The 23,354-nt window shown below is 64.5% G+C and carries 24 protein-coding genes; 21 read left to right on the top strand and 3 right to left on the bottom strand.

Features of this window, described 5'->3' with window-relative positions:
- The first annotated feature begins 5 nt into the window (after positions 1 to 5).
- Positions 6 to 188 carry a DNA gyrase inhibitor YacG gene (locus tag JNO51_RS13830; RefSeq protein ID WP_215778304.1) on the top strand — a complete coding sequence of 61 codons (183 nt, stop codon included), beginning with the start codon at positions 6 to 8 and terminating at the stop codon, positions 186 to 188.
- Between the two features lie 66 nt (positions 189 to 254).
- On the opposite strand, the gene JNO51_RS13825 is transcribed toward JNO51_RS13830, so the two are convergent.
- The gene (locus JNO51_RS13825; protein ID WP_215778301.1) at positions 255 to 1,505 is read right to left on the bottom strand and encodes an N-acetylmuramoyl-L-alanine amidase; all 1,251 of its coding nucleotides are present in this window, start codon (positions 1,503 to 1,505) and stop codon (positions 255 to 257) included.
- Complete coding sequence (gene tsaE / locus JNO51_RS13820) at positions 1,463 to 1,951, bottom strand: tRNA (adenosine(37)-N6)-threonylcarbamoyltransferase complex ATPase subunit type 1 TsaE (protein WP_215778299.1); 489 nt, start codon at positions 1,949 to 1,951, stop codon at positions 1,463 to 1,465. The genes JNO51_RS13825 and tsaE overlap by 43 nt, the downstream gene beginning before the upstream one ends.
- Here tsaE and queG point away from each other — a divergent pair.
- Positions 1,950 to 3,035, top strand: a complete 1,086-nt coding sequence (queG, locus tag JNO51_RS13815; protein ID WP_215778297.1) for a tRNA epoxyqueuosine(34) reductase QueG — start codon at positions 1,950 to 1,952, stop codon at positions 3,033 to 3,035. The genes tsaE and queG overlap by 2 nt on opposite strands.
- A gap of 1 nt (position 3,036) precedes the next feature.
- Here the strand turns inward: queG and JNO51_RS13810 are convergent, their stop codons facing one another.
- Positions 3,037 to 3,453 carry a MaoC family dehydratase gene (locus tag JNO51_RS13810; protein WP_215778295.1) on the bottom strand — a complete coding sequence of 139 codons (417 nt, stop codon included), beginning with the start codon at positions 3,451 to 3,453 and terminating at the stop codon, positions 3,037 to 3,039.
- Positions 3,454 to 3,725: 272 nt separating this feature from the next.
- Here JNO51_RS13810 and JNO51_RS13805 point away from each other — a divergent pair, with 272 nt between their 5' ends.
- The 19 genes from JNO51_RS13805 to JNO51_RS13715 all read left to right on the top strand — a co-directional run bounded on the left by JNO51_RS13805 (position 3,726) and on the right by JNO51_RS13715 (position 23,348).
- Positions 3,726 to 4,475, top strand: coding sequence for an electron transfer flavoprotein subunit beta/FixA family protein (locus tag JNO51_RS13805; protein ID WP_215778293.1), 750 nt, complete (start codon positions 3,726 to 3,728; stop codon positions 4,473 to 4,475).
- A 1-nt stretch (position 4,476) separates the two neighbouring features.
- A complete protein-coding gene (locus tag JNO51_RS13800) occupies positions 4,477 to 5,418 on the top strand; it encodes an electron transfer flavoprotein subunit alpha/FixB family protein (RefSeq protein WP_215778290.1) in 942 nt (313 codons plus the stop codon).
- 93 nt (positions 5,419 to 5,511) lie between these two features.
- Positions 5,512 to 7,293 (top strand): acyl-CoA dehydrogenase, encoded by a 1,782-nt coding sequence (locus tag JNO51_RS13795; RefSeq protein WP_215778288.1) that lies wholly within the window; start codon positions 5,512 to 5,514, stop codon positions 7,291 to 7,293.
- Between the two features lie 218 nt (positions 7,294 to 7,511).
- Positions 7,512 to 7,982 carry a hypothetical protein gene (locus JNO51_RS13790; protein ID WP_215778286.1) on the top strand — a complete coding sequence of 157 codons (471 nt, stop codon included), beginning with the start codon at positions 7,512 to 7,514 and terminating at the stop codon, positions 7,980 to 7,982.
- On the top strand, positions 7,982 to 10,015 hold the full coding sequence (gene gspD, locus JNO51_RS13785) for a type II secretion system secretin GspD (RefSeq protein ID WP_215778283.1): 2,034 nt from the start codon (positions 7,982 to 7,984) through the stop codon (positions 10,013 to 10,015). Before JNO51_RS13790 ends, gspD begins: the two co-directional genes overlap by 1 nt.
- The gene (gene gspE / locus JNO51_RS13780) at positions 10,012 to 11,412 is read left to right on the top strand and encodes a type II secretion system ATPase GspE (RefSeq protein WP_215778281.1); all 1,401 of its coding nucleotides are present in this window, start codon (positions 10,012 to 10,014) and stop codon (positions 11,410 to 11,412) included. Before gspD ends, gspE begins: the two co-directional genes overlap by 4 nt.
- A gap of 1 nt (position 11,413) precedes the next feature.
- Positions 11,414 to 12,601, top strand: coding sequence for a type II secretion system inner membrane protein GspF (gene gspF, locus JNO51_RS13775; RefSeq protein WP_215778278.1), 1,188 nt, complete (start codon positions 11,414 to 11,416; stop codon positions 12,599 to 12,601).
- A gap of 63 nt (positions 12,602 to 12,664) precedes the next feature.
- A complete protein-coding gene (gene gspG, locus JNO51_RS13770) occupies positions 12,665 to 13,099 on the top strand; it encodes a type II secretion system major pseudopilin GspG (protein ID WP_215778276.1) in 435 nt (144 codons plus the stop codon).
- Between the two features lie 6 nt (positions 13,100 to 13,105).
- Positions 13,106 to 13,552, top strand: coding sequence for a prepilin-type N-terminal cleavage/methylation domain-containing protein (locus JNO51_RS13765; protein WP_215778273.1), 447 nt, complete (start codon positions 13,106 to 13,108; stop codon positions 13,550 to 13,552).
- Positions 13,549 to 13,917 (top strand): type II secretion system minor pseudopilin GspI, encoded by a 369-nt coding sequence (gene gspI, locus JNO51_RS13760; protein ID WP_215778271.1) that lies wholly within the window; start codon positions 13,549 to 13,551, stop codon positions 13,915 to 13,917. The genes JNO51_RS13765 and gspI overlap by 4 nt, the downstream gene beginning before the upstream one ends.
- Positions 13,914 to 14,462 carry a type II secretion system protein J gene (locus tag JNO51_RS13755; protein ID WP_215778269.1) on the top strand — a complete coding sequence of 183 codons (549 nt, stop codon included), beginning with the start codon at positions 13,914 to 13,916 and terminating at the stop codon, positions 14,460 to 14,462. The genes gspI and JNO51_RS13755 overlap by 4 nt, the downstream gene beginning before the upstream one ends.
- Positions 14,459 to 15,343, top strand: coding sequence for a type II secretion system minor pseudopilin GspK (gspK, locus tag JNO51_RS13750; RefSeq protein WP_215778267.1), 885 nt, complete (start codon positions 14,459 to 14,461; stop codon positions 15,341 to 15,343). Before JNO51_RS13755 ends, gspK begins: the two co-directional genes overlap by 4 nt.
- A gap of 8 nt (positions 15,344 to 15,351) precedes the next feature.
- Positions 15,352 to 16,515: a type II secretion system protein GspL gene (gspL, locus tag JNO51_RS13745; protein ID WP_215778265.1), complete on the top strand. Its 1,164-nt coding sequence runs from the start codon at positions 15,352 to 15,354 to the stop codon at positions 16,513 to 16,515.
- Positions 16,509 to 17,009, top strand: a complete 501-nt coding sequence (gspM, locus tag JNO51_RS13740; protein WP_215778263.1) for a type II secretion system protein GspM — start codon at positions 16,509 to 16,511, stop codon at positions 17,007 to 17,009. Before gspL ends, gspM begins: the two co-directional genes overlap by 7 nt.
- Positions 17,010 to 17,205: 196 nt before the next feature.
- Positions 17,206 to 18,348, top strand: a complete 1,143-nt coding sequence (carA, locus tag JNO51_RS13735; protein WP_215778260.1) for a glutamine-hydrolyzing carbamoyl-phosphate synthase small subunit — start codon at positions 17,206 to 17,208, stop codon at positions 18,346 to 18,348.
- Between the two features lie 22 nt (positions 18,349 to 18,370).
- Entirely contained in the window at positions 18,371 to 19,021 is a 651-nt protein-coding gene (gene leuE / locus JNO51_RS13730; RefSeq protein WP_215778258.1) for a leucine efflux protein LeuE, read from the top strand.
- Positions 19,022 to 19,054: 33 nt separating this feature from the next.
- Complete coding sequence (carB, locus tag JNO51_RS13725; protein ID WP_215778256.1) at positions 19,055 to 22,273, top strand: carbamoyl-phosphate synthase large subunit; 3,219 nt, start codon at positions 19,055 to 19,057, stop codon at positions 22,271 to 22,273.
- A 147-nt stretch (positions 22,274 to 22,420) separates the two neighbouring features.
- Positions 22,421 to 22,897, top strand: a complete 477-nt coding sequence (gene greA, locus JNO51_RS13720) for a transcription elongation factor GreA (RefSeq protein WP_215778254.1) — start codon at positions 22,421 to 22,423, stop codon at positions 22,895 to 22,897.
- A gap of 13 nt (positions 22,898 to 22,910) precedes the next feature.
- Positions 22,911 to 23,348 carry a DUF4149 domain-containing protein gene (locus JNO51_RS13715; protein ID WP_215778252.1) on the top strand — a complete coding sequence of 146 codons (438 nt, stop codon included), beginning with the start codon at positions 22,911 to 22,913 and terminating at the stop codon, positions 23,346 to 23,348.
- Positions 23,349 to 23,354 lie beyond the last annotated feature (6 nt).

Here is a 23,354-nt window from a genome sequence, read left to right as displayed (position 1 = left end):
TGAAAATGTCTGAATCTGTCACTGTCGTCCGTTGTCCGACCTGTCGCACCAAGGTGCGCTGGGTGGCTGCCAGCACCTGGCGGCCGTTTTGCTCCGAGCGCTGCAAGCTGATTGATCTCGGCCAGTGGGCCGAAGAGGGCTATCGCCTGCCGGCCGTTGAGACCGAGCCGATGGAAAATGAAATCTGACCGCCGGACAGCCGAAAGAAAAAACGGGGCGATTCGCCCCGTTTTTTCTTTCGCTGGCCACCCTGCTCAGACCCGGGCCAGCGCAGCACCCTGGGCGAAGTAGGCTTTGATGCCATCATAAATCGCCTGCGCCATTTTCTGCTGGAACTCCCCGCTGATCAGCCGCTGTTCTTCATCCGGATTACTGATGAAGGCGGTCTCGACCAGGATAGAAGGAATGTCCGGTGCCTTGAGCACCGCAAACCCGGCCTGCTCGACCTTGCCCTTGTGCAGGCGATTGAGCGAACCGGCCTGGTTGAGCACCAGACGGCCCAGCTTCAAGCTGTCATTGATGGTGGCGGTCTGCGTCAGGTCGAACAGGGTATTGGCCAGATATTTGTCGCGCGTATTGGCAATCTTTACCCCGCCGATCAAGTCGGCCTCGTTCTGGCTTTGTGCCAGGAAGCGTGCTGCCGCACTGGTCGCGCCTTTTTCCGACAAGGCAAAAACCGATGTCCCGCTGGCTTGCGGCGTGGTGAAGGCATCGGCATGAATCGAGATGAACAGATCGGCGTTCAGCTTGCGCGCCTTGGCCACCCGTACACCGAGCGGAATAAAGACATCATCTTCGCGCGTCATGTAAGCCTTCATCTTGCCATCGGCGTTGATCAGGGACTTGAGCAGCGAAGCGATTTTCAGCACGACATGCTTTTCGTGATTGCCGGCGGGGCCGGTGGCACCGGGATCCTCGCCACCATGGCCGGGGTCGAGCATGATCACGATCGGGCGGCCCTGGCTGGGGGAGGGCTTGTTGCGGGTGCGCACGTCCGGCTGCGTCATGGTGCCCTTGTTGTAATCCTCCAGCAGCCCCAGCAGAGGGTCATCCTGTGCCGCTGCGGCCCCGCCCGGATACAGGTCGACCACCAGGCGGTTCTTGAAGTCCGCCACCGGCGCCAGGGTAAACACCTGCGGCTTGATCGGTGTTTTCAGCTCCAGTACCAGACGCACCGTGTCCGGAGAGTACTGGCCTGCGCGTGCCGACTTGATATACGGGTCACTGGCGCTGATCTGACTGCCGATATCCTTGAGGATGCCATTCAGGCTGATGCCCTGCAGATCCACCACCAGACGGTCAGGGTTGGCCAGGGTGAAGGTCTTGAACTGTACGGCCGCGCTGGTTTCCAGCGTGACCCGGGTATAGGTCGAAGACGGCCAGACGCGGACGGCGACCAACTGGCTTTCGGCTGCACGGCTGACCCGGCTGACCGACAGGATCAGCGTGGCTGCCGCCAGATTCAGCAATCGGCGGCGGGTGGGGTCGAATGGCGTGTCAGACATGTTTTTCCTGCCTCGCTCAATGCGGTGAATCGGTAATGACGGCCGCTGTCGGCCACCTCCAGTGCCAGGATCAGGTCCGGTGGCGGCAACAGCCCCTGTGCCTTGTCCGGCCATTCCACCAGACAGACCGTGTCTGCCGCGAAATAATCGCGAAAGCCCGCGTCTTCCCACTCCTCGGGATCGGCAAAGCGATAGAGGTCGAAGTGGTGTAGTGTCAAAGCGGGCAGGGAATAAGTTTCCACCAGGGTATAGGTCGGACTCTTGACCTTGCCCTGATAGCCCAGTCCTTGCAGCAGGCCGCGAGTGAAGGTGGTCTTGCCGGCACCCAGATCGCCATGGAGATGAATTACCAGCCCCGGCGTCAGTGCGCGTGCAAACCGCCCGGCGAGCGCCAGCGTAGCGGCCTCGTCTGGCAGATAACATAGGCTGGTATCATGTGAGTCCATGAGCGAAATATCCTTTCAAACACCGGATTATCCCGAATTGGCGCGGCAAATCAAAGCCTGGAGCCATGAATTGGGGTTTGCCGACGCCCGTATTACCCGCCCGTCATTGCCGGCGGCCGCCGAGGCACGGCTGAATGACTGGCTGAGCAAGGGCCATCATGGCGAGATGGACTATATGTCGCGCCACGGCGTGCTGCGCGTGCAGCCCGTCGCGCTGGTCCCCGGGACCTTGTCGGTCATCAGCGTGCGCATGAACTACTGGCCGCAGACGGCGGCCGATGCCATGACGCAGTTGCAGGATGGTCAGCAGGCCTATCTGTCGCGCTATGCCCTGGGGCGCGACTATCACAAGGTGCTGCGCAACCGCCTGCAGAAACTGGCGGAGCGCATTCAGACCCACATCGGTCCTTACGGCCACCGGGCCTTTACCGACAGCGCCCCGGTGGCGGAAGTGTCGCTGGCCAGCCAGGCCGGGCTGGGCTGGCGCGGCAAACATACGCTGCTGCTGACCCGGGAGCAGGGTTCGCTGTTTTTCCTCGGCGAACTGTTTACCACCTTGCCCTTGCCGGAAGATGCCGCGCAGCAAGGGCATTGTGGCCGTTGCTCGCGCTGCATCAGCGCCTGCCCCACCGGTGCCATCGTGGCGCCGTATGAGGTCGATGCACGCCGCTGCATCTCTTATCTGACCATCGAGCTGGCCGGTCCCATCCCCGAAACGTTGCGGCCATTAATCGGCAATCGTGTCTATGGCTGTGATGACTGCCAGCTGGCCTGTCCGTGGAATCGCTTTGCCGTGCCGGCGAGTGAGGCCGATTTCGCGGTCCGGCACGGGCTGGACCGGGTCAGTCTGGTGGATTTGTTTGCCTGGAGTGAAGCAGATTTTCATGCCCGCTTGGCCGGCAGTCCGATCTATCGCATCGGGTTCGAACGCTGGTTGCGCAATCTGGCCGTGGGCCTGGGGAATGCGCCGGGCAGCCCCGCGGTGATCGCGGCCCTGCAGGCGCGGGCCGATCATCCCTCCGCGCTGGTGCGCGAGCATGTGGCCTGGGCGCTGGCCCGGCACGGCGTGCCGGACCGGTCTTGAATCAGCTGCGGCTGGGGGCAATCACCAGCGACTCGCCTTCCATCACCACCTTGTCGCCGACCAGGCATTGCGTGGCCAGCGTCACCCGCTTCTTCGCCTCGTCCAGCGCAATCACCGTGGCACGAGCGATCACGGTTTCACCCAGCTTCACCGGCGCCTTGAATTTGGCCGATTGCGACAGATAGATCGTGCCTTCGCCCGGCAGCTTGGTGCCGAGAATGGTCGAGATCAGGCTGGCCGTCAGCATGCCGTGGGCAATGCGGGTTTTGAACGGTGTGGTTTCGGCATAGGCCTGGTTGAAGTGCACCGGATTGGTGTCGCCACTGGCGGCGGCAAACATCAGCACATCGGCTTCGGTGATGGTTTTGCCGAACTCGGCAACATCGCCCACTTTCAACTCTTCGAAGTAAACGGTCATGGTGTGCTTCCTGGCTATGACAAAGAAATGGACGTCCATACTACCGCAGTTTGACGCCATGCAAATTATCGTCAGATGACGTAGTATCTGGATTTGGTTGCATTTTTGCGACGATATGCTGATGTCACTCCAAACAAACGCTTGTTTGAAATGGATGATCATGCATAATCAGGACGTCTTCACCGTTCGCCCAGCCGGCACCCAGACCGGACGCGACGGCGAACGCCGATACGCACCGCCTTTGATACAACTCAATATGGTGAACCAGAACGATGAAAGCCCTTGTAGCTGTAAAGCGCGTTGTTGATTACAACGTCAAAGTCCGTGTCAAAGCCGATGGTTCCGGCGTTGACATCGCCAATGTCAAAATGTCGATGAATCCGTTCGACGAAATCGCGGTGGAAGAGGCCGTCCGGCTGAAAGAGGCGGGCAAGATCTCGGAAATCGTGGTGGTGTCGCTCGGGGTCAAGCAGTGTGAAGAAACCTTGCGTACTGCGCTGGCCATGGGGGCCGACCGCGCCATTCTGGTGGAAACCGAGGTCGAACTGCAGCCGCTGGCCGTGGCCAAGCTGCTCAAGAGCGTGGCCGAGCGCGAACAGCCGCAACTGATCATCCTCGGCAAACAGGCCATCGATGACGATGCCAATCAGACCGGCCAGATGCTGTCCGCCCTGCTGGGCTGGGCGCAAGGCACGTTTGCCTCCAAGGTCGAGCTGGGCAGTGAAACCATCAAGGTGACACGTGAAATCGACGGCGGCATGGAGACCGTGGATCTGCGTCTGCCGGCCATCGTGACCACCGACCTGCGTCTGAACGAGCCGCGCTACGTCAAGCTGCCGAACATCATGGCCGCCAAGAAGAAGCCGCTGGACAAACTCACCCCGGCCGAGCTGGGGGTGGATCCGGCGCCGCGTCTCAAGACCGTGAAAGTCGCCGAGCCGGGCAGCCGTGCTGCCGGCATCAAGGTGGCCAACGCAGCCGAGCTGGTGGCCAAACTCAAGAACGAAGCAAAGGTGCTGTGACATGGCCATTCTTGTTATTGCTGAACACGATCATCACAGCCTGAAAGCAGGCACCCTGAACACCGTTGCTGCGGCCGGCAAGATCGGCGGCGAGATTCACCTGCTGGTGGCCGGCCAGGGTTGCGCCGCCGTTGCCGAAGCGGCCCGTCAGGTCGCCGGCGTGAGCAAGGTGTTGCTGGCCGACGATGCGCTGTATGCCCACGGTCTGGCTGAAAATCTGGCCAATCTGGTGCTGGGTCTGGCCAAGGGCTACAGCCATGTGCTGGCGCCGGCCACCGCCAGCGGCAAGAACTTCCTGCCGCGCGTCGCCGCCCTGTTGGACGTGGCGCAGATCTCCGACATCGTGGCCGTCGAATCGCCCAATGTCTTCGTGCGCCCGATCTACGCCGGTAACGTGCTGGCTACGGTCGAGTCTGCCGACAGCGTCAAGGTGATCACCGTGCGTACCACGGCCTTTGATCCCGTGGCTGCCAGCGGCGGCAGCGCTGCCGTGGAGAACATTGCCGCTGCCGCGGATGCCGGTGTGTCGCGCTTTGTCTCGCAGGAGCTGACCAAGTCGGATCGTCCCGAACTGGCCGCCGCCAGCATCATCGTGTCGGGCGGGCGTGCCCTGGGTTCGGCCGATCAGTTCCAGGCCGTCCTGGCGCCGCTGGCCGACAAGCTGGGCGCGGCACTCGGGGCCTCGCGCGCCGCCGTGGATGCCGGTTATGCGCCCAATGACCTGCAGGTCGGTCAGACCGGCAAGGTGGTGGCGCCGCAGCTGTATGTTGCCGTCGGGATCTCCGGTGCCATTCAGCATCTGGCCGGCATGAAGGATTCCAAGGTCATCGTGGCCATCAACAAGGACGAAGAGGCACCGATTTTCCAGGTGGCGGATTACGGCATTGTCGGCGATCTGTTCACCGTGGTGCCCGAGCTGCTGGCTGAACTGTCCAAGGGCTGAGCAGGCATGTCGCAGTAAACAGACCGGCAAACGCACGAGGGGCGCGTTTGCCGGTTTTTTCATATAAAAACACAGCAACACGGGAGAAACAGCATGAACTACAAGGCACCGCTGAAAGAGCTCAATTTCGTGCTCAACCAGATTGCCGAGCTGCCATCGGTCTGCAGCCTGCCGGGCTATGAGGATTGCAGCGTTGAACTGGTGGAGGCCATCCTGGAGGAGGGCGCCAAGTTCGCCGAACAGGAATTGGCACCGATCAACCGCCAGGGAGATCAGGGGGCACGCTGGCACGATGGCGAGGTGACCGCCGCCCCGGGCTTCAAGCAGGCCTGGAAGGGCTATGTCGAGTCCGGCTGGGTCGGCCTGCGCGCCCCGGCAGCCTATGGCGGCCAGGGCCTGCCGGCCCTGGTGGCGCTGGCGGCCGAAGAAATGTGGTGTTCGGCCAACCTGGCTTTTTCCCTGGCACCGATGCTGACCCTGGGGGCCATCGAAGCGATCGAACACCATGCCAGCGAGGCCCTCAAGGACCTCTACCTGCCGCGCATGGCGACCGGCGAATGGACCGGCACCATGAACCTGACCGAACCGCAGGCCGGTTCCGATCTGGCGCAGGTCCGCACTCGGGCCGAAGCCCAGGCCGACGGCAGCTACCGCATCAGTGGCCAGAAGATCTTCATCACCTGGGGCGAGCATGACATGGCGGACAACATCGTCCATCTGGTGCTGGCCCGACTGCCGGATGCCCCGGCCGGCGTCAAGGGCATCTCGCTGTTCATCGTGCCCAAGTTCCTGGTCAATGCCGATGGCAGCCTCGGCGCCCGCAACGATGTGCGCTGCGTGTCGATCGAACACAAGCTGGGCATTCACGGCAGCCCGACTGCCGTGATGAGTTTTGGCGATCAGGGCGGCGCCGTCGGCTATCTGGTGGGCGAGCTGAACAAAGGCCTGGCCTATATGTTCACCATGATGAACCATGCCCGTCTCGGCGTCGGGGTAGAGGGGCTGGCAGTGTCCGAGCGCGCCTATCAGGCCGCGGTCAACTATGCCCGCGAGCGCGTGCAAAGCCGTGCCGTCGGCGCCGCCGATGCCGCAGGCGTACCGATCATTCGCCATCCAGATATCCGCCGCATGCTGATGACCATGCGGGCGCAGATCGAGGCGCAACGGGCACTGGCCTGCTATGCCGCCGCCGCACTGGATCGTGCCGGCCATCATCCGGTACCGGAAGAGCGTGCACGCAACCAGGCACTGCTGAATTTCCTCATCCCCATCGTCAAAGGCTGGAATACCGAACAGGCCAATGAGATCACCTCGATGGCCATCCAGGTACACGGTGGCATGGGCTATATCGAGGAGACCGGCGTGGCGCAGTACTACCGCGACGCGCGCATCACGGCGATTTACGAAGGCACGACCGGTATCCAGGCGCTGGATCTGATCGGCCGCAAGACTGCCGGTGACCAGGGCGCCGTGGCGCAGGGGCTGCTGGAAGAGGTTCTGGTGACGGTGCGCGAGCTGGAGGCTGCCGGGCAGAGCGGTCTGGCGCGCAATTTGCGTCGTGCCGCAGCAGACGCCAGTCGCGCCATCGGTTTCGTGCTCGAACATTTCACTACCCGGCCGGAATGGCCGGCAGCCGGCTCGGTACCCTTCCTCAAGCTGATGGGTATCGTACTCGGCGGCTGGCAAATGGGACGGGCAGCGCTGATTGCCCAGCGTGGCTTGACCGAGGAGGGCGCCGATCAGGATTTCCTGCAGTCCAAGCTGGTCACCGCGCGCTTTTATGGCGAACACCTGCTGCCGCAGACCGCCGGCCTGGCGCATGCCATCGTCGAAGGGGCCGAAAGCGTGCTGGAGCTGGGCGAAGCCAGCTTCTGAGCGGCTTCCCCGCCTGCCACCGCCGTGCCGTCCCAAGGGACCGCACGGCGGTTTTTTTTGGCCGGCCGCCATGGATCGACCGCGCCGCCTTGCCATTTGAAAGCAGCTATTAATAATTGTCCGATTGATTATCAGCCTGAATCAGTGTTCTGCTCGTGCCGCCTCCCGTTCCTCCGGTCAGGTGAAGGGCGAGGCCACGATCAGTACGCTCGGACACAATGAACGTCATCGATATTTCCCGCTTCCCCTTTCGTCGCCATTGGGCGCTGCTGTGTCTCTGCCTGGTCTGGTCCGGCTGGCGGCTGCTGACTTTGCCGACGCTGCCTGTCGTGATGGCAAAGCCCGCGGCCGCACCGGACTTGCAGCAGGCCGCCAGCCGTCTGGCGTCGGCACACTGGTTCGGCCCGCTTGTGCCCCCCGACCCGCCTGGTCTGGTCGTGCTCGGCGTCTTTGCGCCCGGCCACGGGGCGCATCAGCCCGGCTTTGCCATTGCCCGCCGTGATGGCGCCAGCCTGGCGCTGCTGGCCGGTCAGCAACTGGAACAATGGCGCGTGCAGGCGATTGCGCCGGATGGCCTGATTCTGGCTCAGGGACGCCATCAGCACTTTTATCCCCTCAGCCGGCAGACGACCCCGGCGGGGGAGGGGGGCGGTCAGGATGCCCTGCCGCTGCCGGGAGACGACGAGTGATGCCGCGCCACCACCTGGCGGGGCTGCTGTTCCTGCTGGCCGCACTGAACACGCCGCTTGGCGCCACGCCGGCGGGCAGGGAGAGTGTCACGCTCAATTTTGCCAATGCCGATATCGAGACCGTGGTGCGCGCCATCGGCGAGATGACCGGGCACAACTTCCTGCTCGACCCGCGCATCAAAGGTACCGTCAACATCATCTCCTCCCAGCCGGTGTCAAGGGCGCTGGCCTACCAGATCCTGCTGTCCTCACTGCGTCTGCAGGGCTTCAGCGCGGTCGAGGGGGAGGGGGTGGTCAAGATCGTGCCCGAGTCGGATGCCAAGCTGCACGCCCGTGTCGCGACCCGGGGCGGTCAGGGCGGCGAGCGACTGATCACCCGGGTCTTCACCCTGAAAAACAGCAATGCGGCACAGTTGCTGCCGGTCATCCGGCCGATCGTGTCTCCCAACAATGCCTTGTCCGCCTTTGCCCAGGCCAATGCGCTGGTGGTGACGGACTACGCCGACAACCTGCGCCGCATCGAAAGCATCGTGGCCAGCCTGGAGGGCGTGGCCGACAGTCAGACGGCCGTGGTTCCCTTGCTTTATGCCTCGGCCAGTGAGCTGGCGACGACGCTGGGCAAGCTGCTGCAGGATGCCGGCAGTGAGGGCAGCCGGCTGATCATCAATGCCGACAGCCGGGCCAATGTGTTGCTGGTGCGTGCCGACCTGCCGGGGCGGCTTAACCAGGTGCGGCAACTGGTGCAGATGCTGGATCAGCCCAGCCAGGCCGGTGCCAATGTACGGGTGGTGTACCTGAAAAACGCCGATGCCGCCCGCGTGGCGCAAACCTTGCGAGCCCTGCTGAGCAGCAGTGCCGCCCCGCTGGCCGAAACGCGCAAGAGCAGCCTGCCCTCATCCCCCGCCGCCAGCGGGATCGGCCAGGGGCAGGTCGCCGGCAATCAGGACGCCGGCAGCAGCAATGCCGCACCCCTGGCGGCCGATCCGGCGGCAGCGCCCGACGGATCCGCCGCCGGCAACACCCCGGCCAGTACGCTGGTGCAGGCTGATACCGCCAGCAATGCCCTGATTCTCAATGTGCCGGACAGCATGTATCGCAACCTGCGCAATGTGATCGACCTGCTGGATCGCCGGCGCGCTCAGGTCCATGTCGAGACCCTGGTCATGGAGGTCTCGGCACAGCGTCTGCAGGAGTTGGGCGTGCGCTGGCAGGCGCTGCAGACACAGCCCGGCAGTGGGTCGGCCGGCGGCAATACGCTGGCGCTGCAGTTGGGCAGTCAGGGGCTGGGACTCACGGCCGGAAGCGGGGCTGGTGTCTTGCACGTCAAGGGGCTGGGCAATGTGCTGGACCTGACGGTGCTGGCCCGCGCACTCGAGACCGAGGCTCAGGGCAATATCCTCTCCAACCCGACGCTGATGGCAACCGACAATGAACCGGCGCGCATCGAGGTCGGCCAGGAAATCGCGGTACAGACCGGTCAGTACAGCAATCTCGGCTCAGGCAGCAATACGGCCTCGCCCTTTACCACCTATGACCGCAAGACGGTCGGCCTCAAGCTGGCCATCGTGCCGCAGATCTCCGAGGGCGGCAGCATTCGCATGAAGATCCTGCAGACGGCCTCCTCCATTGATCCGGCCAGTGCCAACTCCACTCTCCCGACCTTCAACATCCGCTCGGTGGAAACCTCGGTCACGGTCGAGGATGGCGGCATCATCGCCATCGGCGGGCTGATCCAGGAGACCGTCAGCAACAATCAGGACAAGATCCCGCTGCTGGGCGACATCCCCGGTCTGGGCTGGCTGTTCCGGCATCAGGTGAAGGCCCGCAACAAAACCAATCTGCTGGTGTTCCTCAAACCGACCATCGTGCGGGATGACGGCGGTGCGCGCGCCATCGCCGAAGAGCGCTATCGCTACATTCTGGGCGACAGCTATGCGCGCCGGACGAGCCCGCTGGCGCTGGATGCCCGCAGCGCGCTGGAAGCGCTGCCCAGCGGCATCAAGTCGCTGCAGGGGGAGGGCGGCGCACCATGAGCCGTCGTCTGCCCTTTGCCTTTGCCCGTGATCAGGGCGTGCTGCTGCTGCCGGATGGCAGCTGGCAGGTGCGCGAGGATGCGGCGCCGGAGGGATGGAGTGAGGTGCTGCGCCTGTTCGGCCCACCGGCACAGGTCGTCCTGCTGACGGAGACGGCCTTCGGCCAGGCCCTGGCGGCGCACTATGCCGAGCATGACGGGGCGGCCGGCGTGGTCGAGGACATCGGCCAGACCCTGGATATTGCCCGGCTGATCGAGTCCCTGCCCACGGTGGAAGATCTGCTGGAGAGCGAGGGCGATGCCCCGATCATCCGCATGATCAATGCGCTGCTGGCGCAGGCCTTGCGCGAGCAGGCCTCCGACATCCACATCGAGCCCTTCGAGGGGTATTCGGTGGTGCGCTTTCGCCTGGACGGCACGCTGCGCGACATTGCCCGTCCGCACCGGGCATTGCATGCCGCCATGGTGTCGCGCATCAAGATCATGGCCAGCCTGGATATTGCCGAGCGGCGCCTGCCGCAGGATGGCCGCATCTCGCTGCGCCTTGGGGGGCGGCCGGTCGACGTCCGGGTCTCGACCCTGCCGACCGGCTTTGGCGAGCGGGTGGTGCTGCGTCTGCTGGACAAAGAGGCCGCCCGCCTGGACCTGGGCGCGCTGGGCATGCCGCCCGACACCCTGGCGGCCGTCGACCGGGTGATTCGTCAGCCGCACGGCATCCTGCTGGTGACCGGGCCGACCGGCTCGGGCAAGACCACCACCCTGTATGCAGCCCTGTCGCGGCTGGATGCCGATCAGACCAACATCATGACCGTCGAGGACCCGGTGGAGTACCACCTGCCGGGTATTGGCCAGACCCAGGTGAATGCCCGCATCGACATGAGCTTTGCCCGTGCCCTGCGCGCCATCCTGCGCCAGGACCCGGATGTCATCATGATCGGCGAGATCCGCGATCTGGAAACCGCCCAGATCGCCATTCAGGCCTCGCTGACCGGCCATCTGGTGCTGGCTACCCTGCATACCAATGATGCCGTCAGTGCCGTGACGCGGCTGGTGGACATGGGGGTGGAGCCATTTCTGCTGGCCTCGTCGCTGCTGGCGGTCATGGCGCAACGGCTGGTGCGACGCTGTTGCCCGGATTGCCGCACCACACGGGCGGGGCCGGTGAGGCATGCCTGCCAGACCTGCGGTGGTAGTGGCTACCGTGGTCGTACCGGTCTGTACGAGTTGTTGCTGGTTGATGCCGAATTGCAGCGGCTGATCCACGGCGCGGCCTCGGAACAGCAACTGCGGCAGCACGCGCAGACGCAGGGAATGCGCAGTCTGCGCGATGATGGTCTGCGGCTTGTCGAGCGCGGCGAGACCACTCAGGAAGAAGTCTTGCGTGTGACCCGGACCTGAGATGGCCAGCTATCGCTATCAGGCACTCGACAAGGACGGACGGCGCCTCCGTGGAACACTGCAGGCCGAAAGTGCGCGCCAGGCACGCAGCCGCCTGCGCGAACAGGGGCTGATGCCGCTGACGTTGCAGTTGCCAGGCCGGCAGCGGCGCCTGCGCCTGCCGGCCGGCAGTCTGGTGTTGCTGACCCAGCAGTTGTCCACCTTGCTGGAGGCCGGGTTGCCGCTGGAACGAGCGCTCAGCGCCGTCATCGAGCAGACCGGTCAGGGCCCGGCACGGCAGGTGCTGGAAGCGCTGCGCACGGACATTCTGCAGGGGCAAAGTCTGGCCGGGGCGCTGTCCCAGCGTCCCGGCGTGTTTTCGCCGCTGTACCGTGCGCTGATCGAGGCCGGGGAACAGAGTGGCCGTCTGGACAGCGTGCTGGTCCGGCTGGCCGACTATCTGGCCCGGCGTGCCAGCGCAAGGCAGAAACTGATTCAGGCGCTGGCCTATCCGCTGGCCGTCATGCTGGTTGCTTTGCTGGTGGTCAGCGGCCTGATGACCTGGGTGGTGCCGCAGGTTGTCGGGGTGTTTGTCCAGAGCCATCAGACGCTGCCGTGGCTGACGCGGGCCCTGATGGCCCTGTCCGCCGGCTTGCGTGAATGGGGCTGGCTGCTGTTGCCTGGCCTGCTGAGTGTGGTGCTGTGCCTGCGCCGCCTGTTATCGCGGCCGGCATGGCGCCGGCGCAGCGAGTCCCTGCTGCTCGCCCTGCCATTGTTTGGCAGTCTGCTGCTGGCCATCAACACGGCCCGCATGGCCAGCACGCTGGCGATCCTGGTGTCCAGCGGCGTGCCGTTGTTGTCTGCTCTGGCCACCGTCCAGCCGCTGCTCGGCTGTCTGCTGCTGCGTGACGCCATGGACGAGGTCATGACCCAGGTGCGCGAAGGGCAGCCGCTGTCGCGTGCCCTGGCGGCACGCGGCTGTTTTCCCCCGGTGCTGGTGCACCTGGTGGGCAGCGGAGAGTCCAGCGGGACCCTGGCGCTGATGCTGGAGCGGGCCGCCCTGCAGCAGCAACAGGAGGTCGAGCGACGGCTGGGCACCATGAGCGCACTGATGGAACCGCTGCTGATTCTGTGCATGGGGGGCGTGGTGCTGGTGATCGTGCTGGCCATCATGCTGCCGATCATCGACATGAACCAGATGGTGCACTGAGTGCAGCCACCCGATTTCCGGTTTTGCCATCAACCTGCCTTCACGGCGTTTCAAGGAGTTTTCATGCAGTCATCGGCCAAGATGCAGCGCGGCTTCACCCTGATCGAAATCATGGTGGTCATCGTCATCCTCGGGGTATTGGGCGCCCTGGTGGTGCCCAAGGTCATGAGCCGCCCGGATGAGGCCCGGGTGGTGGCGGCACGCCAGGACATCAATGCCCTGATGCAGGCGCTCAAACTGTACCGCCTGGACAACGGTCGTTACCCGACCACGGTCCAGGGCTTGCAGGCGCTGATCCAGCAGCCGGCCACGCCGCCGCTGCCGCGCAACTGGAAACCCGGCGGTTATCTCGAGCGACTGCCGCTTGATCCCTGGGGGACGCCGTATCGTTATCTCAATCCCGGGGCGCATGGCGAGATCGATCTGTGGAGTCTGGGGGCCGATGGCCAGCCGGGCGGCAGCGGGGTCAATGGCGATATCGGCAACTGGATGCAGTGAGGCACGATGCGCGGCTTCACCCTGCTTGAGGTGCTGGTGGTCATGGCCATCATCGGCATCCTGACCACCACCCTGACCCTGTCGATCAGCCCGGACACGCATCGCCAATTGCAGGAAGAAAGCTATCGTCTGGCGCGGATGCTGGAGCAGGGCGTCGCCATGGCAGAGGAGGGCGACCCGCTGGCGCTGCGCTGGCAACCGGCCGGCTATGCCTTCGTGCGGCGCGATGTCGCCGGGCGCTGGCAGCCGGCCGGCGATGACTTCTTTGCGGCGCATGCCTGGCCGGAAGGGGTTCAGGCGCAGATTCTGCGTGCCCCTGCCGCGCAGCCCTGGCCGCTGTGGCAGCAAGGGCAGAGCCCCTGGCTGGTTTTGCGTCTGACCGGCGGCGGGCATCAGGTGGATTTGAGTCTGTCGCCGCTGGGTCGGGTCTCGCTGGACGGCGCGGCGCCATGAGGCAGCAAGGCTTTACCCTGCTGGAGGTACTGGTGGCACTGGCGATTACCGCCATTGCCCTGTCGGCCCTGCTGCGAGTCAGCGGTCTGGCCGCCGAGAACAGTATGGTACTGCGCGAGCGCATGCTGGCAGGCTGGGTGGCCGAAGATCATCTCGCCCTGCTGCAGACGGCAGGGACGCCACCGGTCCCTGGTCTGCAGCAAGGTAGTGTCGAGCTGGACGAGCGGCGCTGGTATTGGCGCCAGCAGGTTTCTCCTTTGTTCGAAGGCAGCTTGCTGCGGATCGAGGTCAGCGTGCAGGCCGATGCCGGGCGGGATTATCCCCTGGCACGGTTAGTGGCCTATTTGCCGGGGGCGCGCTCATGACGGCGCCATCGGCCAGGCAGCAGGGCATGACCCTGATCGAGTTGCTGGTGGCCATGAGCCTGATGGCCATCCTGTCCGTGCTGGGTTACCAGGGCTTCAGTGCCCTGCTGATCGCCCGTGAACGGTTGCTGTCGGTCTCGGCGCAATGGGTCGATCTGGCCCGGGTGTTCGCCCGCGTGGGTCATGATCTTGATCGCCTGCCCCCCCTGGATGGCGCGGATCCCCGGCCCCGCCTGCTGCTGCAGGGCGAACCCACGAATCAGGTGCTGAGCGTCTGGCTGCCCGGCACGCCCTCGCCCGGCAGCCTGGACCAGGTACGCTATCGCGCCGGTCAGGAAGGCCTGGCCTGGTCCAGCAGCCGTGCCGACGGCCAGTTCTTTCCCCTGTTGTCTTCCGGCGCCCGGGTGCAGTGGCGCCTGCAACTGGATGACGGGCGCTGGGTCGAGCAGTGGCACGGCGCTTCGGCCAACCGGCCTCGTTTGCTGGAAATGCAGGTGCGCGACCGTGCCCTGGGCAGCGTGACACGCTTCTGGCGGTTGCCATGAGGCGTCAGTCCGGCATGGCGGTGATCATGGCGCTGTTACTGGTGGCGCTGGCCGCTTCGGCCGCCAGTCTGGTGTTGTGGCAACAGGGGCTGTGGTGGCAGCAGGTGGAAGTGGATCGTCAGCGGGCTCAGATGCGCTTGCTGCTGGATGCCCAGCTGGCCTGGGCGGCAACCCGTCTGCATAGTCGTGCCATCGTGGCGCTGAACCAGTCCTGGGCCCGTCCCTGGCAGGGTAGTGAGGGTGACTATCACTGGCAGGCCCGGCTGCATGACTTGCAGTCAAGGTTGAACCTCAATGCACTGGGTCTGCCGGACGGGCGAGTCAATCAGGACATGCTCGAGGCCTATCAGCGGCTGTTGCAGTCCTTGCAGCTGCCGGGGACGCTGGCCGATCAACTGGTGCGCTGGCAGGGGCTGCGCCCGGCTGATGGCCAGGGCGGCAGTGGTCAAGCGGTACGCGGATTGCGCGACTGGCGGCAACTGGCCGAGGTCAGTGGCTACACCCCGGCCGTCATGCAGCGTTTGGGTCCGCTGGTAAGTCTGCTGCCGAGCTCCTTCAGCCGAATCAATCTGAACACGGCGCCCTTGCCGCTGTTGCAGGCCTTGTTGCCGGAGGTGGCGCCGGCTGCGCTGGCGCGTGTCTTGCAGCAGCGTCGTACCTTGCCGTTTCGTGATCAGGCGGATTTTGCCAGTCGGGTCGGGGCTGCTGCCGTGTTGCGCCCCAGCTTGTTTGCGACCAGCTCGGTGCTGTTTCAGTTGCATGGTGTCGTCCGGCATCAGCGTGCCGAGCGCCATGTCGAGGCCATCCTGCAAGTGGAGGCCGGGCGGGTGCGCCTGCTTCGGCGGGCAGAACCGGGGGCCTTGCCCCCTCTTGCGGAGTGAGATAGCCGATGTCGGTGTTGCGCGTGTATCTGTCGGCCACGACGGCCGAATCGGAAGTGCTCTGGAGCCTGAGCGATGCCCAGGGCCGGACGCTGAGTAGCGGACAGGGAGGGGTGCTGCCCCGGGGGGCTGATCAATGCCTGCTGGTGCTGGCCGCCGGGACGAGTCGCTGCGCGCGCGTGGCACTGCCCGGCGGTACCCGGCGGCAGACCTCGGCCCTGATCGCTTATGCGCTGGAAGAGGGCCTGCTCAATGAGGCGGAGGACAATCGTTATGCCAGCCTGCCGGACAGGACGGATCTGCGGGTGTGTCTGACCGCACAGGCGCCGCTGCAGGCGGTGCTGGGCTGGCTCGGGCGGCAGGGCGTCGCTGTCAGCGCCATCGTGCCTGAGGAGCAGTGCCTGCCCTTGCCGCCTGCTGACACCTGGGTCGTGGCCCGGCGAGAGGCTGTCTGGGCGGTGCGTTTTGCCGACGGGCAGACACTGTGCGTGCCGCATCAGGGGGACGCGCTGTGGGCGACGCTGCGCCGCCGGGGAGAACCTCAGCAACTGTGGCTGTGCGGTGACAGTGCTCTGCCGGATGCGCTGGCGGATCTGCCCTGGCGGCGGCAGCCGGACTGCCGCTGGCAGCAGGCGCAGCCGGTCTGCGCTCATGACTTTTCCCCCCCTCTGGCGCGCTGGTGGCGCACCCTGCGCCGTGTCCCAGCGCTGTGCCGCGAGGGGGTCGTGCTGTTATCGCTGCTGTCGCTGCTGGAGGGGGGCTGGTTGATGGCGCAGTGGGGCTGGCTCAGCTGGCAGCGTGCACAGCTGGTGGCTCAGATGCAGCAGTTGGCGCAGCCTATGGGGGTGACGCCGCGGCCCGCTGGTGCCGAAGTGCTGGACCAGGCCCGCCAGCAGCTGGCACAGCGACGGCTGCAGCATGGGCTGGCACAGGACGGCGACTTGCTGCCGATGCTGGCCGCCCTGCCTTCCGGGCTGGCCGAGGCCGGGGCATTGCAGGGACTGCACTATCGGCAAGGTTTGCTGACCCTGCAGGGCAGCCGACCCTTCCCGCGCCTGAGCCGTGAACAATCCCGACTGTTGGCGCAGGGGGGCTGGCACGTGGCGCAGGCCGATGCCCTGCAACTGACGCTGCGCTTTGCCGCCCGCCCCGACGCGGAGGGGGCATGGTGAGCCGCCTGGTCTGGCGTCGACCGCGCTGGCTGTCGCGGGCTGTGCGTCCGTGGCGATTGCTCTGGCCGCCGCTGGCGCTGCTGCTCCTGCTTGGCCTGCAATACGGCGTGTGGCGCGGGCCACTGTGGCAGGCGGTGCAGACCTCGCGTCAGGTTCTGATCGAAGTGCAGGGCGACGCAGCCCGTCTGCAGGCCGTCGCGCAGGACTGGCAGGCGCTGCGCGGGCAAAGTGTCCAACCGTCGCTGCCCCTGGCGCAGCTTCCCGAGCGTCTGGCGCAACTGGCCGAGGCGCAGGGGCTGGATCATCACGATTGGCAGTGGTCCCGGCAGGCTGACGGCGTGCGGCTGGCGGGGCGGGTTGCCTTTGATGGCTGGCTGCACCTGCTGGCCGAGCTGCAGCAGCGCCATGCAGTGCGCGTCAGCCAGCTGCGCGTGCAGGCCGTGGGGTCTGGGCTGGTCGAGGTTGATGCGGTATTCAGCGGTGCCCGGCCCTGAGCGCGATCTGTCAGGTGGTCAGTACTTATCTTCACGTCGTCTTTGTTTACGTTCATGTCGCAAAAATATAAGTTTCTGTTGCCAGAAAAGGCTGATGATCATATGATGAGAAGGTTTGGCAAAACGGGACGAGCGCGTGGCGCCAGTCCCGTTATTCACGTCAGACAATCATAAAAAGACTCACCAGGAGCCAGCCGTGTCAGCAACAGCCGCTATTCTCGCACTGGCCGACGGCAGCCTTTTCACGGGGCACGCCATCGGCGCCACCGGCCTGTCGGTCGGTGAGGTGGTATTCAATACTGCCATCACGGGGTATCAGGAAATCCTCAGCGATCCCTCATACTGCAAGCAACTCGTCACCTTGACGTATCCCCATATCGGAAACGTCGGCGCGAATTCGGAAGACAACGAATCTCGCGCCGTTTTTGCATCTGGGCTCATCGTGCGCGATGTCCCGCTGCGACACAGCAACTTCCGGGCCGGACAATCGCTGTCCGACTACCTGCGCGAACACAAGGTGGTGGCGATTGGCGGCATCGACACCCGACGATTGACGCGTATCCTGCGCGAAGGCGGGGCCCAGGCCGGCACCATCATGGCCGGGGACATCGACCCTGCGCGCGCCGTGGCACTGGCACAGGCCTTCGGTTCGATGGCCGGCCAGGATCTGGCGCGCGAAGTCAGCTGCACCTCCCCTTATGAATGGCAGGAGGGCGAATGGCGTCTCGGCCAGGGCTTCGTGCCGCGCCGCGATGTGGCGCGCCATGTGGTGGCCTACGACTTTGGCGTCAAGCACAACATTCTGCGCATGCTGGCCGAACGCGGCTGCCGCCTGACCGTGGTGCCGGCTACCACGCCGGCCGACGAAGTGCTGGCGCTGCAACCTGACGGGGTCTTCCTGTCCAATGGCCCCGGGGATCCGGAGCCTTGTGACTACGCCATTCGTGCTATCCGCCAGTTACTGGATCTGCGCATGCCGCTGTTCGGTATCTGCCTTGGCCACCAGTTGCTGGCGTTGGCAAGCGGCGCCCGAACCGGCAAGATGAAGTTCGGCCATCATGGCGCCAATCACCCGGTGCAGGATCTCGACAGCGGGCGGGTGATGATCACCAGCCAGAACCATGGTTTTCATGTCGATGAAACCTCGTTGCCGGCCAATGTGCGCGTGACGCACCGCAGCCTGTTCGACGGCACGGTGCAGGGCATCAGCCTGACCGACCGTCTGGCCTTCGGTTTTCAAGGTCACCCGGAAGCCAGTCCGGGACCTCAGGATGTGGCCTATCTGTTCGATCGCTTCACTGTGGCCATCGACCAGCAACGTGCCCGTACCCGCGCCTGAGCCAACGACTAAGGAGAACCGGATGCTGGGGATTACCGACCTGACTACCTACGTGCTTGGTGTGATCGTGATTGTGCTGTTGCCCGGACCGAATTCGCTGTATGTGCTGTCCGTGGCGGCACAGCGCGGTATCGGCCAGGGCTTTCGCGGCGCCTGTGGCATTTTCGTCGGGGACTCGGTGCTGATGACGCTGGCGGCCACCGGGGCGGCCTCGCTGCTCAAGACCAATCCGCTGCTGTTTGCCGGCATCAAGTATGCCGGCGGGGCATATCTGGCCTGGCTGGGTATCGCCATGCTGCGCGGCAGCGTGCGCTCCTGGCGGCTGCGCGGCCAGGACGTGCCGGAGGCCAGTGTGCCGGCCATCGCCCTGTCGCGACCGTTCAGCCGTTCGCTCGGTATCAGCCTGATGAATCCCAAGGCCATCCTGTTCTTCGTGTCGTTCTTCGTGCAATTCGTCGATCCGGCCTACCCGCATCCGGCCCTGACCTTCCTGGCGCTCGGCGCCATCCTGCAATGTTTCAGCGCGCTCTATCTGTCGACGCTGATCTTTGCCGGTACGCGACTGGCGCATGCCTTCCGACGACGTCAGGGGCTGTCGTCGGTGCTCAAGGGCGGGGTCGGGGCCATGTTCCTCGGCTTCGGCGCCAAGCTCGCCATGGCGAGCCTGGGCTAGCAAAAACAAAGACATCCATGATGAGCGTGCAATATGCCAAAACGTACTGACATCAAGAGCATCCTGATTATCGGCGCCGGCCCGATCGTGATCGGCCAGGCGTGCGAATTCGACTATTCCGGCGCACAAGCCTGCAAGGCCCTGCGCGAAGAGGGCTACAAGATCGTCCTGGTCAACTCCAATCCGGCCACCATCATGACCGACCCGGAAATGGCCGACGTGACCTATATCGAGCCGATCAACTGGCAGGTGCTGGAAAAGATCATCGCCAAGGAACGGCCCGATGCCCTGCTGCCGACCATGGGCGGTCAGACCGCCCTGAACTGCGCGCTCGACCTGGCGCGACATGGCGTGCTCGAGCGCTATGGCGTCGAACTGATCGGCGCCTCCGAAGAGGCCATCGACAAGGCAGAAGACCGTGGCCGCTTCAAGGAGGCCATGGAAAAGATCGGCCTGTCCTGCCCGCTGTCCTTTGTGGCGCAAAGCATGGAGGAGGCCCTGGCCGCCCAGAGCCAGGTCGGCTTCCCGACCCTGATCCGTCCCAGCTTCACCATGGGCGGTTCCGGCGGCGGCATTGCCTACAACCGCGAGGAGTTTGCCGCCATCTGCGAGCGTGGTTTTGAGGCCTCGCCCACCCACGAGCTGCTGATCGAGCAGTCGGTACTGGGCTGGAAAGAGTACGAGATGGAGGTGGTGCGCGATTGCAAGGACAACTGCATCATCATCTGCTCGATCGAGAACTTCGACCCGATGGGGGTGCATACCGGTGACTCGGTCACCGTGGCGCCGGCGCAGACGCTGACCGACAAGGAATACCAGCTGATGCGCAATGCCTCGATCGCGGTACTGCGCGAGATCGGCGTCGATACCGGCGGCTCCAACGTGCAGTTCGCCATCAACCCCGAAGACGGCCGCATGATCGTCATCGAGATGAACCCGCGGGTCTCGCGCTCCTCGGCGCTGGCTTCCAAGGCGACCGGCTTCCCGATTGCCAAGGTGGCGGCCAAGCTGGCCGTTGGCTACACCCTGGACGAGCTGAAGAACGACATTACCGGCGGCGCTACCCCGGCGTCGTTCGAGCCGTCCATCGACTACGTGGTCACCAAGATCCCGCGCTTTGCCTTCGAGAAATTCCCGCTGGCCGACGACCGTCTCACCACCCAGATGAAATCGGTGGGCGAAGTCATGGCCATCGGCCGCAGCCTGCAGGAGTCGATGCAGAAGGCCCTGCGCGGACTGGAGACCGGTCTGAGCGGTTTTGATCCGCGCTCGACCGACCCGGAGGAAATCCGCCACGAACTGGGTGCGCCCGGCCCGGAGCGGATCCTGTACGTGGCCGATGCCTTCCGCGTCGGCATGAGTCTGGACGAAGTGTTCGAAGAGTCGCACATCGACCCCTGGTTCCTGGCGCAGATCGAGGACCTGATCCACGAAGAGCAGGCGCTCGGCGGCCAGTCGCTGGCGGCGCTGGACCATGACGCGCTGTTCCGTCTCAAGCGCAAGGGGTTCTCCGATGCCCGGCTGGCCACCCTGCTGGGCGTCCCGGCTGCCGAAGTACGTGCACGGCGCTGGGCGCTGAAGGTGCGTCCGGTCTACAAGCGTGTTGACACCTGCGCGGCCGAGTTCGCGACCTCGACGGCCTATCTGTACTCCACCTACGAGGAGGAGTGCGAGGCCGCGCCTTCGGCGCGCAAGAAAATCATGGTGCTGGGCGGCGGGCCGAACCGCATCGGCCAGGGCATCGAATTCGACTACTGCTGCGTGCATGCGGCCCTGAGTCTGCGCGAGTCCGGTTTCGAGACCATCATGGTCAACTGCAACCCGGAAACCGTTTCCACCGACTACGACACCTCGGACCGTCTGTACTTCGAGCCGCTGACGCTGGAAGACGTGCTGGAGATCGTGCATGTCGAGCAGCCGTTCGGCGTGATCGTGCAGTATGGCGGGCAGACGCCGCTCAAGCTGGCGCGTGCGCTGGAAAGCTATGGCGTCCCGATCATCGGCACCTCGCCGGACATGATCGATGCCGCCGAAGACCGCGAGCGTTTTCAGAAGATGCTGCAGTCGCTCGGACTCAAACAGCCGGAAAACCGCACCGCCAGGAGCCCGGAAGAGGCCTTGCGCCTGGCGGCCGAGATCGGCTATCCGCTGGTGGTGCGTCCGTCCTATGTGCTGGGGGGGCGGGCGATGGAGATTGTCCACGCCGAGGCCGATCTGGAGCGCTACATGCGCGAGGCGGTCAAGGTGTCCAACGACAGTCCGGTGCTGCTCGACAGCTTCCTCAATGACGCCATCGAAGTGGATGTCGACTGCGTGGCCGACGGCAAGCAGGTGGTGATCGGCGGCATCATGGAGCACGTCGAACAGGCCGGGGTGCACTCCGGCGATTCGGCCTGCTCGCTGCCGCCGTTCAGCCTGTTCCCGTCCCTGCGCGATGAAATTCGCCGCCAGACCATCGCCATGGCCCGCGCCCTGAACGTTGTTGGCCTGATGAATGTGCAGTTCGCCATCCAGCGCGACGAGATCTACGTGCTGGAAGTCAATCCGCGGGCCAGCCGGACGGTGCCGTTTGTCTCCAAGGCCACCGGGGTGCCGCTGGCCCGGGTGGCGGCACGCGCCATGGCGGGTATCTCGCTGGCCGAGCAGCGCGTCGAGCGCGAGGTGGTGCCGGCCTACTATTCGGTCAAGGAAGCGGTGTTCCCCTTCATCAAGTTCCCGGGGGTCGATACGGTGCTCGGGCCGGAGATGAAGTCGACCGGCGAAGTGATGGGGGTGGGCAAGAGTTTTGCCGAGGCCTTCGTCAAGAGCCAGCTGGCTGCCGGCGACGTGCTGCCCAAGTCGGGCAAGGTGTTGTTGTCGGTACGCGACACTGACAAGAACGGTGTCATTGAAATCGCCCGCGAGCTGCAGCGGCTGGGTTTTGGCGTTTGCGCCACACGAGGTACCGCCCGCAGTCTGCTCGATGCCGGCATCGTGGTTCAGCGCGTCAACAAGGTCACTGAGGGCCGTCCGCACGTGGTCGACATGATCAAGAACGGCGAGATTGCCCTGGTGGTGAATACGGTGACCGAGAAGCGTCAGGCGCTGCAGGACAGCCGCTCGATCCGTCGCTCTGCCCTGCAGGCGCGCATCCCGCTGCACACCACGCTGGCCGGCGCCAAGGCGGTCTGCCTGGGTCTGGCGCATGCGGCTGACTTCGACGTGTACAGCGTGCAGGAACTCCATGCCTTGCTGGGAGATCAAATCCGCTGATTGACAGGGTGATGCAAGCGTCGGGCTTTGAATGCCGGACAATTTGCCGTTACAATCAGCATTAAAGTTAGCAGCAGCCAAGCCGCCGTCCCGTACGGCGGCTTGTGTTTTTGATGATGGCGGGCATTCCGCCGCTGGAGAGAAAGAATGAGTAAAGTCCCGTTGACCGTGCGTGGCGCAGAAATGCTCAAAGAAGAACTGCAACGCCTGAAGAGCGTTGAGCGTCCCGCCGTGATCGAGGCCATCGCCGAAGCGCGTTCGCACGGCGACTTGTCGGAAAATGCCGAATACGATGCCGCCAAGGAACGCCAGGCCTTCGTCGAAGGGCGTATCGCCGATCTGGAGAGCAAGTTGTCCAACGCCCAGATCATCGATCCGGCCACGCTGGATGCCGAAGGACGCATCGTCTTTGGCACCACTGTCTCGCTGATGGATCTGGAAACCGAAGACAAAGTCACCTACCAGATCGTCGGCGACGATGAGGCCGACATCAAGCTGGGCAAGGTATCGGTCAATTCGCCGATCGCCCGTGCACTGATCGGCAAGGAAGAAGGCGACGTGGCTGAAGTCATGGCGCCGGGCGGTGTGCGCGAATACGAAGTGCTGGAAGTGCAATACATCTGACGCGGGGGATGCCATGGACGGCTTGAAGGCGGTTGCCAAAACCTTCTGGATCGGCGGTATGTGGGCCATCGGCATTCTGGTGACGCCGGTGCTGTTTGCCCTGCTCGATCGCATGTCGGCCGGCATGGTGGCCGGACGGCTGTTCCAGTCTATTGCCTGGGTGGGGCTGGTGTGCGGGACCTTTCTGCTGGTTCACGTCATCTGGAAAGAGGGCGTGCGCGGGCTGAAAACCGCCGCCTTCTGGCTGGTGTTCGGCATGCTGGTGTGCACGGTGATCAACCAGTTCGCCGTCTCGCCAATCATCAGCAATCTGAAGCAGCACATGAACCAGGCGGCAGAAGGCCTGTTTGGCGGCGGTTTTGGCACCTGGCACGCGATCTCCAGCCTGATTTATCTGGTGCAGAGCCTGATGGGGCTGGTGTACGTGATCAAGGTCGACAGCGGGAAATGAAAAACG

It is taken from the genome of Paludibacterium sp. B53371, assembly GCF_018802765.1.
Taxonomy (GTDB): Bacteria; Pseudomonadota; Gammaproteobacteria; order Burkholderiales; family Chromobacteriaceae; genus Paludibacterium.
This window is presented reverse-complemented; position numbering and strand designations above follow the sequence as displayed.

Bases quoted from the DNA above. Each gene is read 5' to 3' on its own strand.
- JNO51_RS13830 (WP_215778304.1), top strand. From the start codon at position 6: ATGTCTGAATCTGTCACTGTCGTCCGTTGTCCGACCTGTCGCACCAAG.
- JNO51_RS13825 (WP_215778301.1), bottom strand. From the start codon at position 1,505: ATGTCTGACACGCCATTCGACCCCACCCGCCGCCGATTGCTGAATCTG.
- queG (WP_215778297.1), top strand. From the start codon at position 1,950: ATGAGCGAAATATCCTTTCAAACACCGGATTATCCCGAATTGGCGCGG.
- tsaE (WP_215778299.1), bottom strand. From the start codon at position 1,951: ATGGACTCACATGATACCAGCCTATGTTATCTGCCAGACGAGGCCGCT.
- JNO51_RS13810 (WP_215778295.1), bottom strand. From the start codon at position 3,453: ATGACCGTTTACTTCGAAGAGTTGAAAGTGGGCGATGTTGCCGAGTTC.
- JNO51_RS13805 (WP_215778293.1), top strand. From the start codon at position 3,726: ATGAAAGCCCTTGTAGCTGTAAAGCGCGTTGTTGATTACAACGTCAAA.
- JNO51_RS13800 (WP_215778290.1), top strand. From the start codon at position 4,477: ATGGCCATTCTTGTTATTGCTGAACACGATCATCACAGCCTGAAAGCA.
- JNO51_RS13795 (WP_215778288.1), top strand. From the start codon at position 5,512: ATGAACTACAAGGCACCGCTGAAAGAGCTCAATTTCGTGCTCAACCAG.
- JNO51_RS13790 (WP_215778286.1), top strand. From the start codon at position 7,512: ATGAACGTCATCGATATTTCCCGCTTCCCCTTTCGTCGCCATTGGGCG.
- gspD (WP_215778283.1), top strand. From the start codon at position 7,982: ATGCCGCGCCACCACCTGGCGGGGCTGCTGTTCCTGCTGGCCGCACTG.
- gspE (WP_215778281.1), top strand. From the start codon at position 10,012: ATGAGCCGTCGTCTGCCCTTTGCCTTTGCCCGTGATCAGGGCGTGCTG.
- gspF (WP_215778278.1), top strand. From the start codon at position 11,414: ATGGCCAGCTATCGCTATCAGGCACTCGACAAGGACGGACGGCGCCTC.
- gspG (WP_215778276.1), top strand. From the start codon at position 12,665: ATGCAGTCATCGGCCAAGATGCAGCGCGGCTTCACCCTGATCGAAATC.
- JNO51_RS13765 (WP_215778273.1), top strand. From the start codon at position 13,106: ATGCGCGGCTTCACCCTGCTTGAGGTGCTGGTGGTCATGGCCATCATC.
- gspI (WP_215778271.1), top strand. From the start codon at position 13,549: ATGAGGCAGCAAGGCTTTACCCTGCTGGAGGTACTGGTGGCACTGGCG.
- JNO51_RS13755 (WP_215778269.1), top strand. From the start codon at position 13,914: ATGACGGCGCCATCGGCCAGGCAGCAGGGCATGACCCTGATCGAGTTG.
- gspK (WP_215778267.1), top strand. From the start codon at position 14,459: ATGAGGCGTCAGTCCGGCATGGCGGTGATCATGGCGCTGTTACTGGTG.
- gspL (WP_215778265.1), top strand. From the start codon at position 15,352: ATGTCGGTGTTGCGCGTGTATCTGTCGGCCACGACGGCCGAATCGGAA.
- gspM (WP_215778263.1), top strand. From the start codon at position 16,509: ATGGTGAGCCGCCTGGTCTGGCGTCGACCGCGCTGGCTGTCGCGGGCT.
- leuE (WP_215778258.1), top strand. From the start codon at position 18,371: ATGCTGGGGATTACCGACCTGACTACCTACGTGCTTGGTGTGATCGTG.
- carB (WP_215778256.1), top strand. From the start codon at position 19,055: ATGCCAAAACGTACTGACATCAAGAGCATCCTGATTATCGGCGCCGGC.
- greA (WP_215778254.1), top strand. From the start codon at position 22,421: ATGAGTAAAGTCCCGTTGACCGTGCGTGGCGCAGAAATGCTCAAAGAA.
- JNO51_RS13715 (WP_215778252.1), top strand. From the start codon at position 22,911: ATGGACGGCTTGAAGGCGGTTGCCAAAACCTTCTGGATCGGCGGTATG.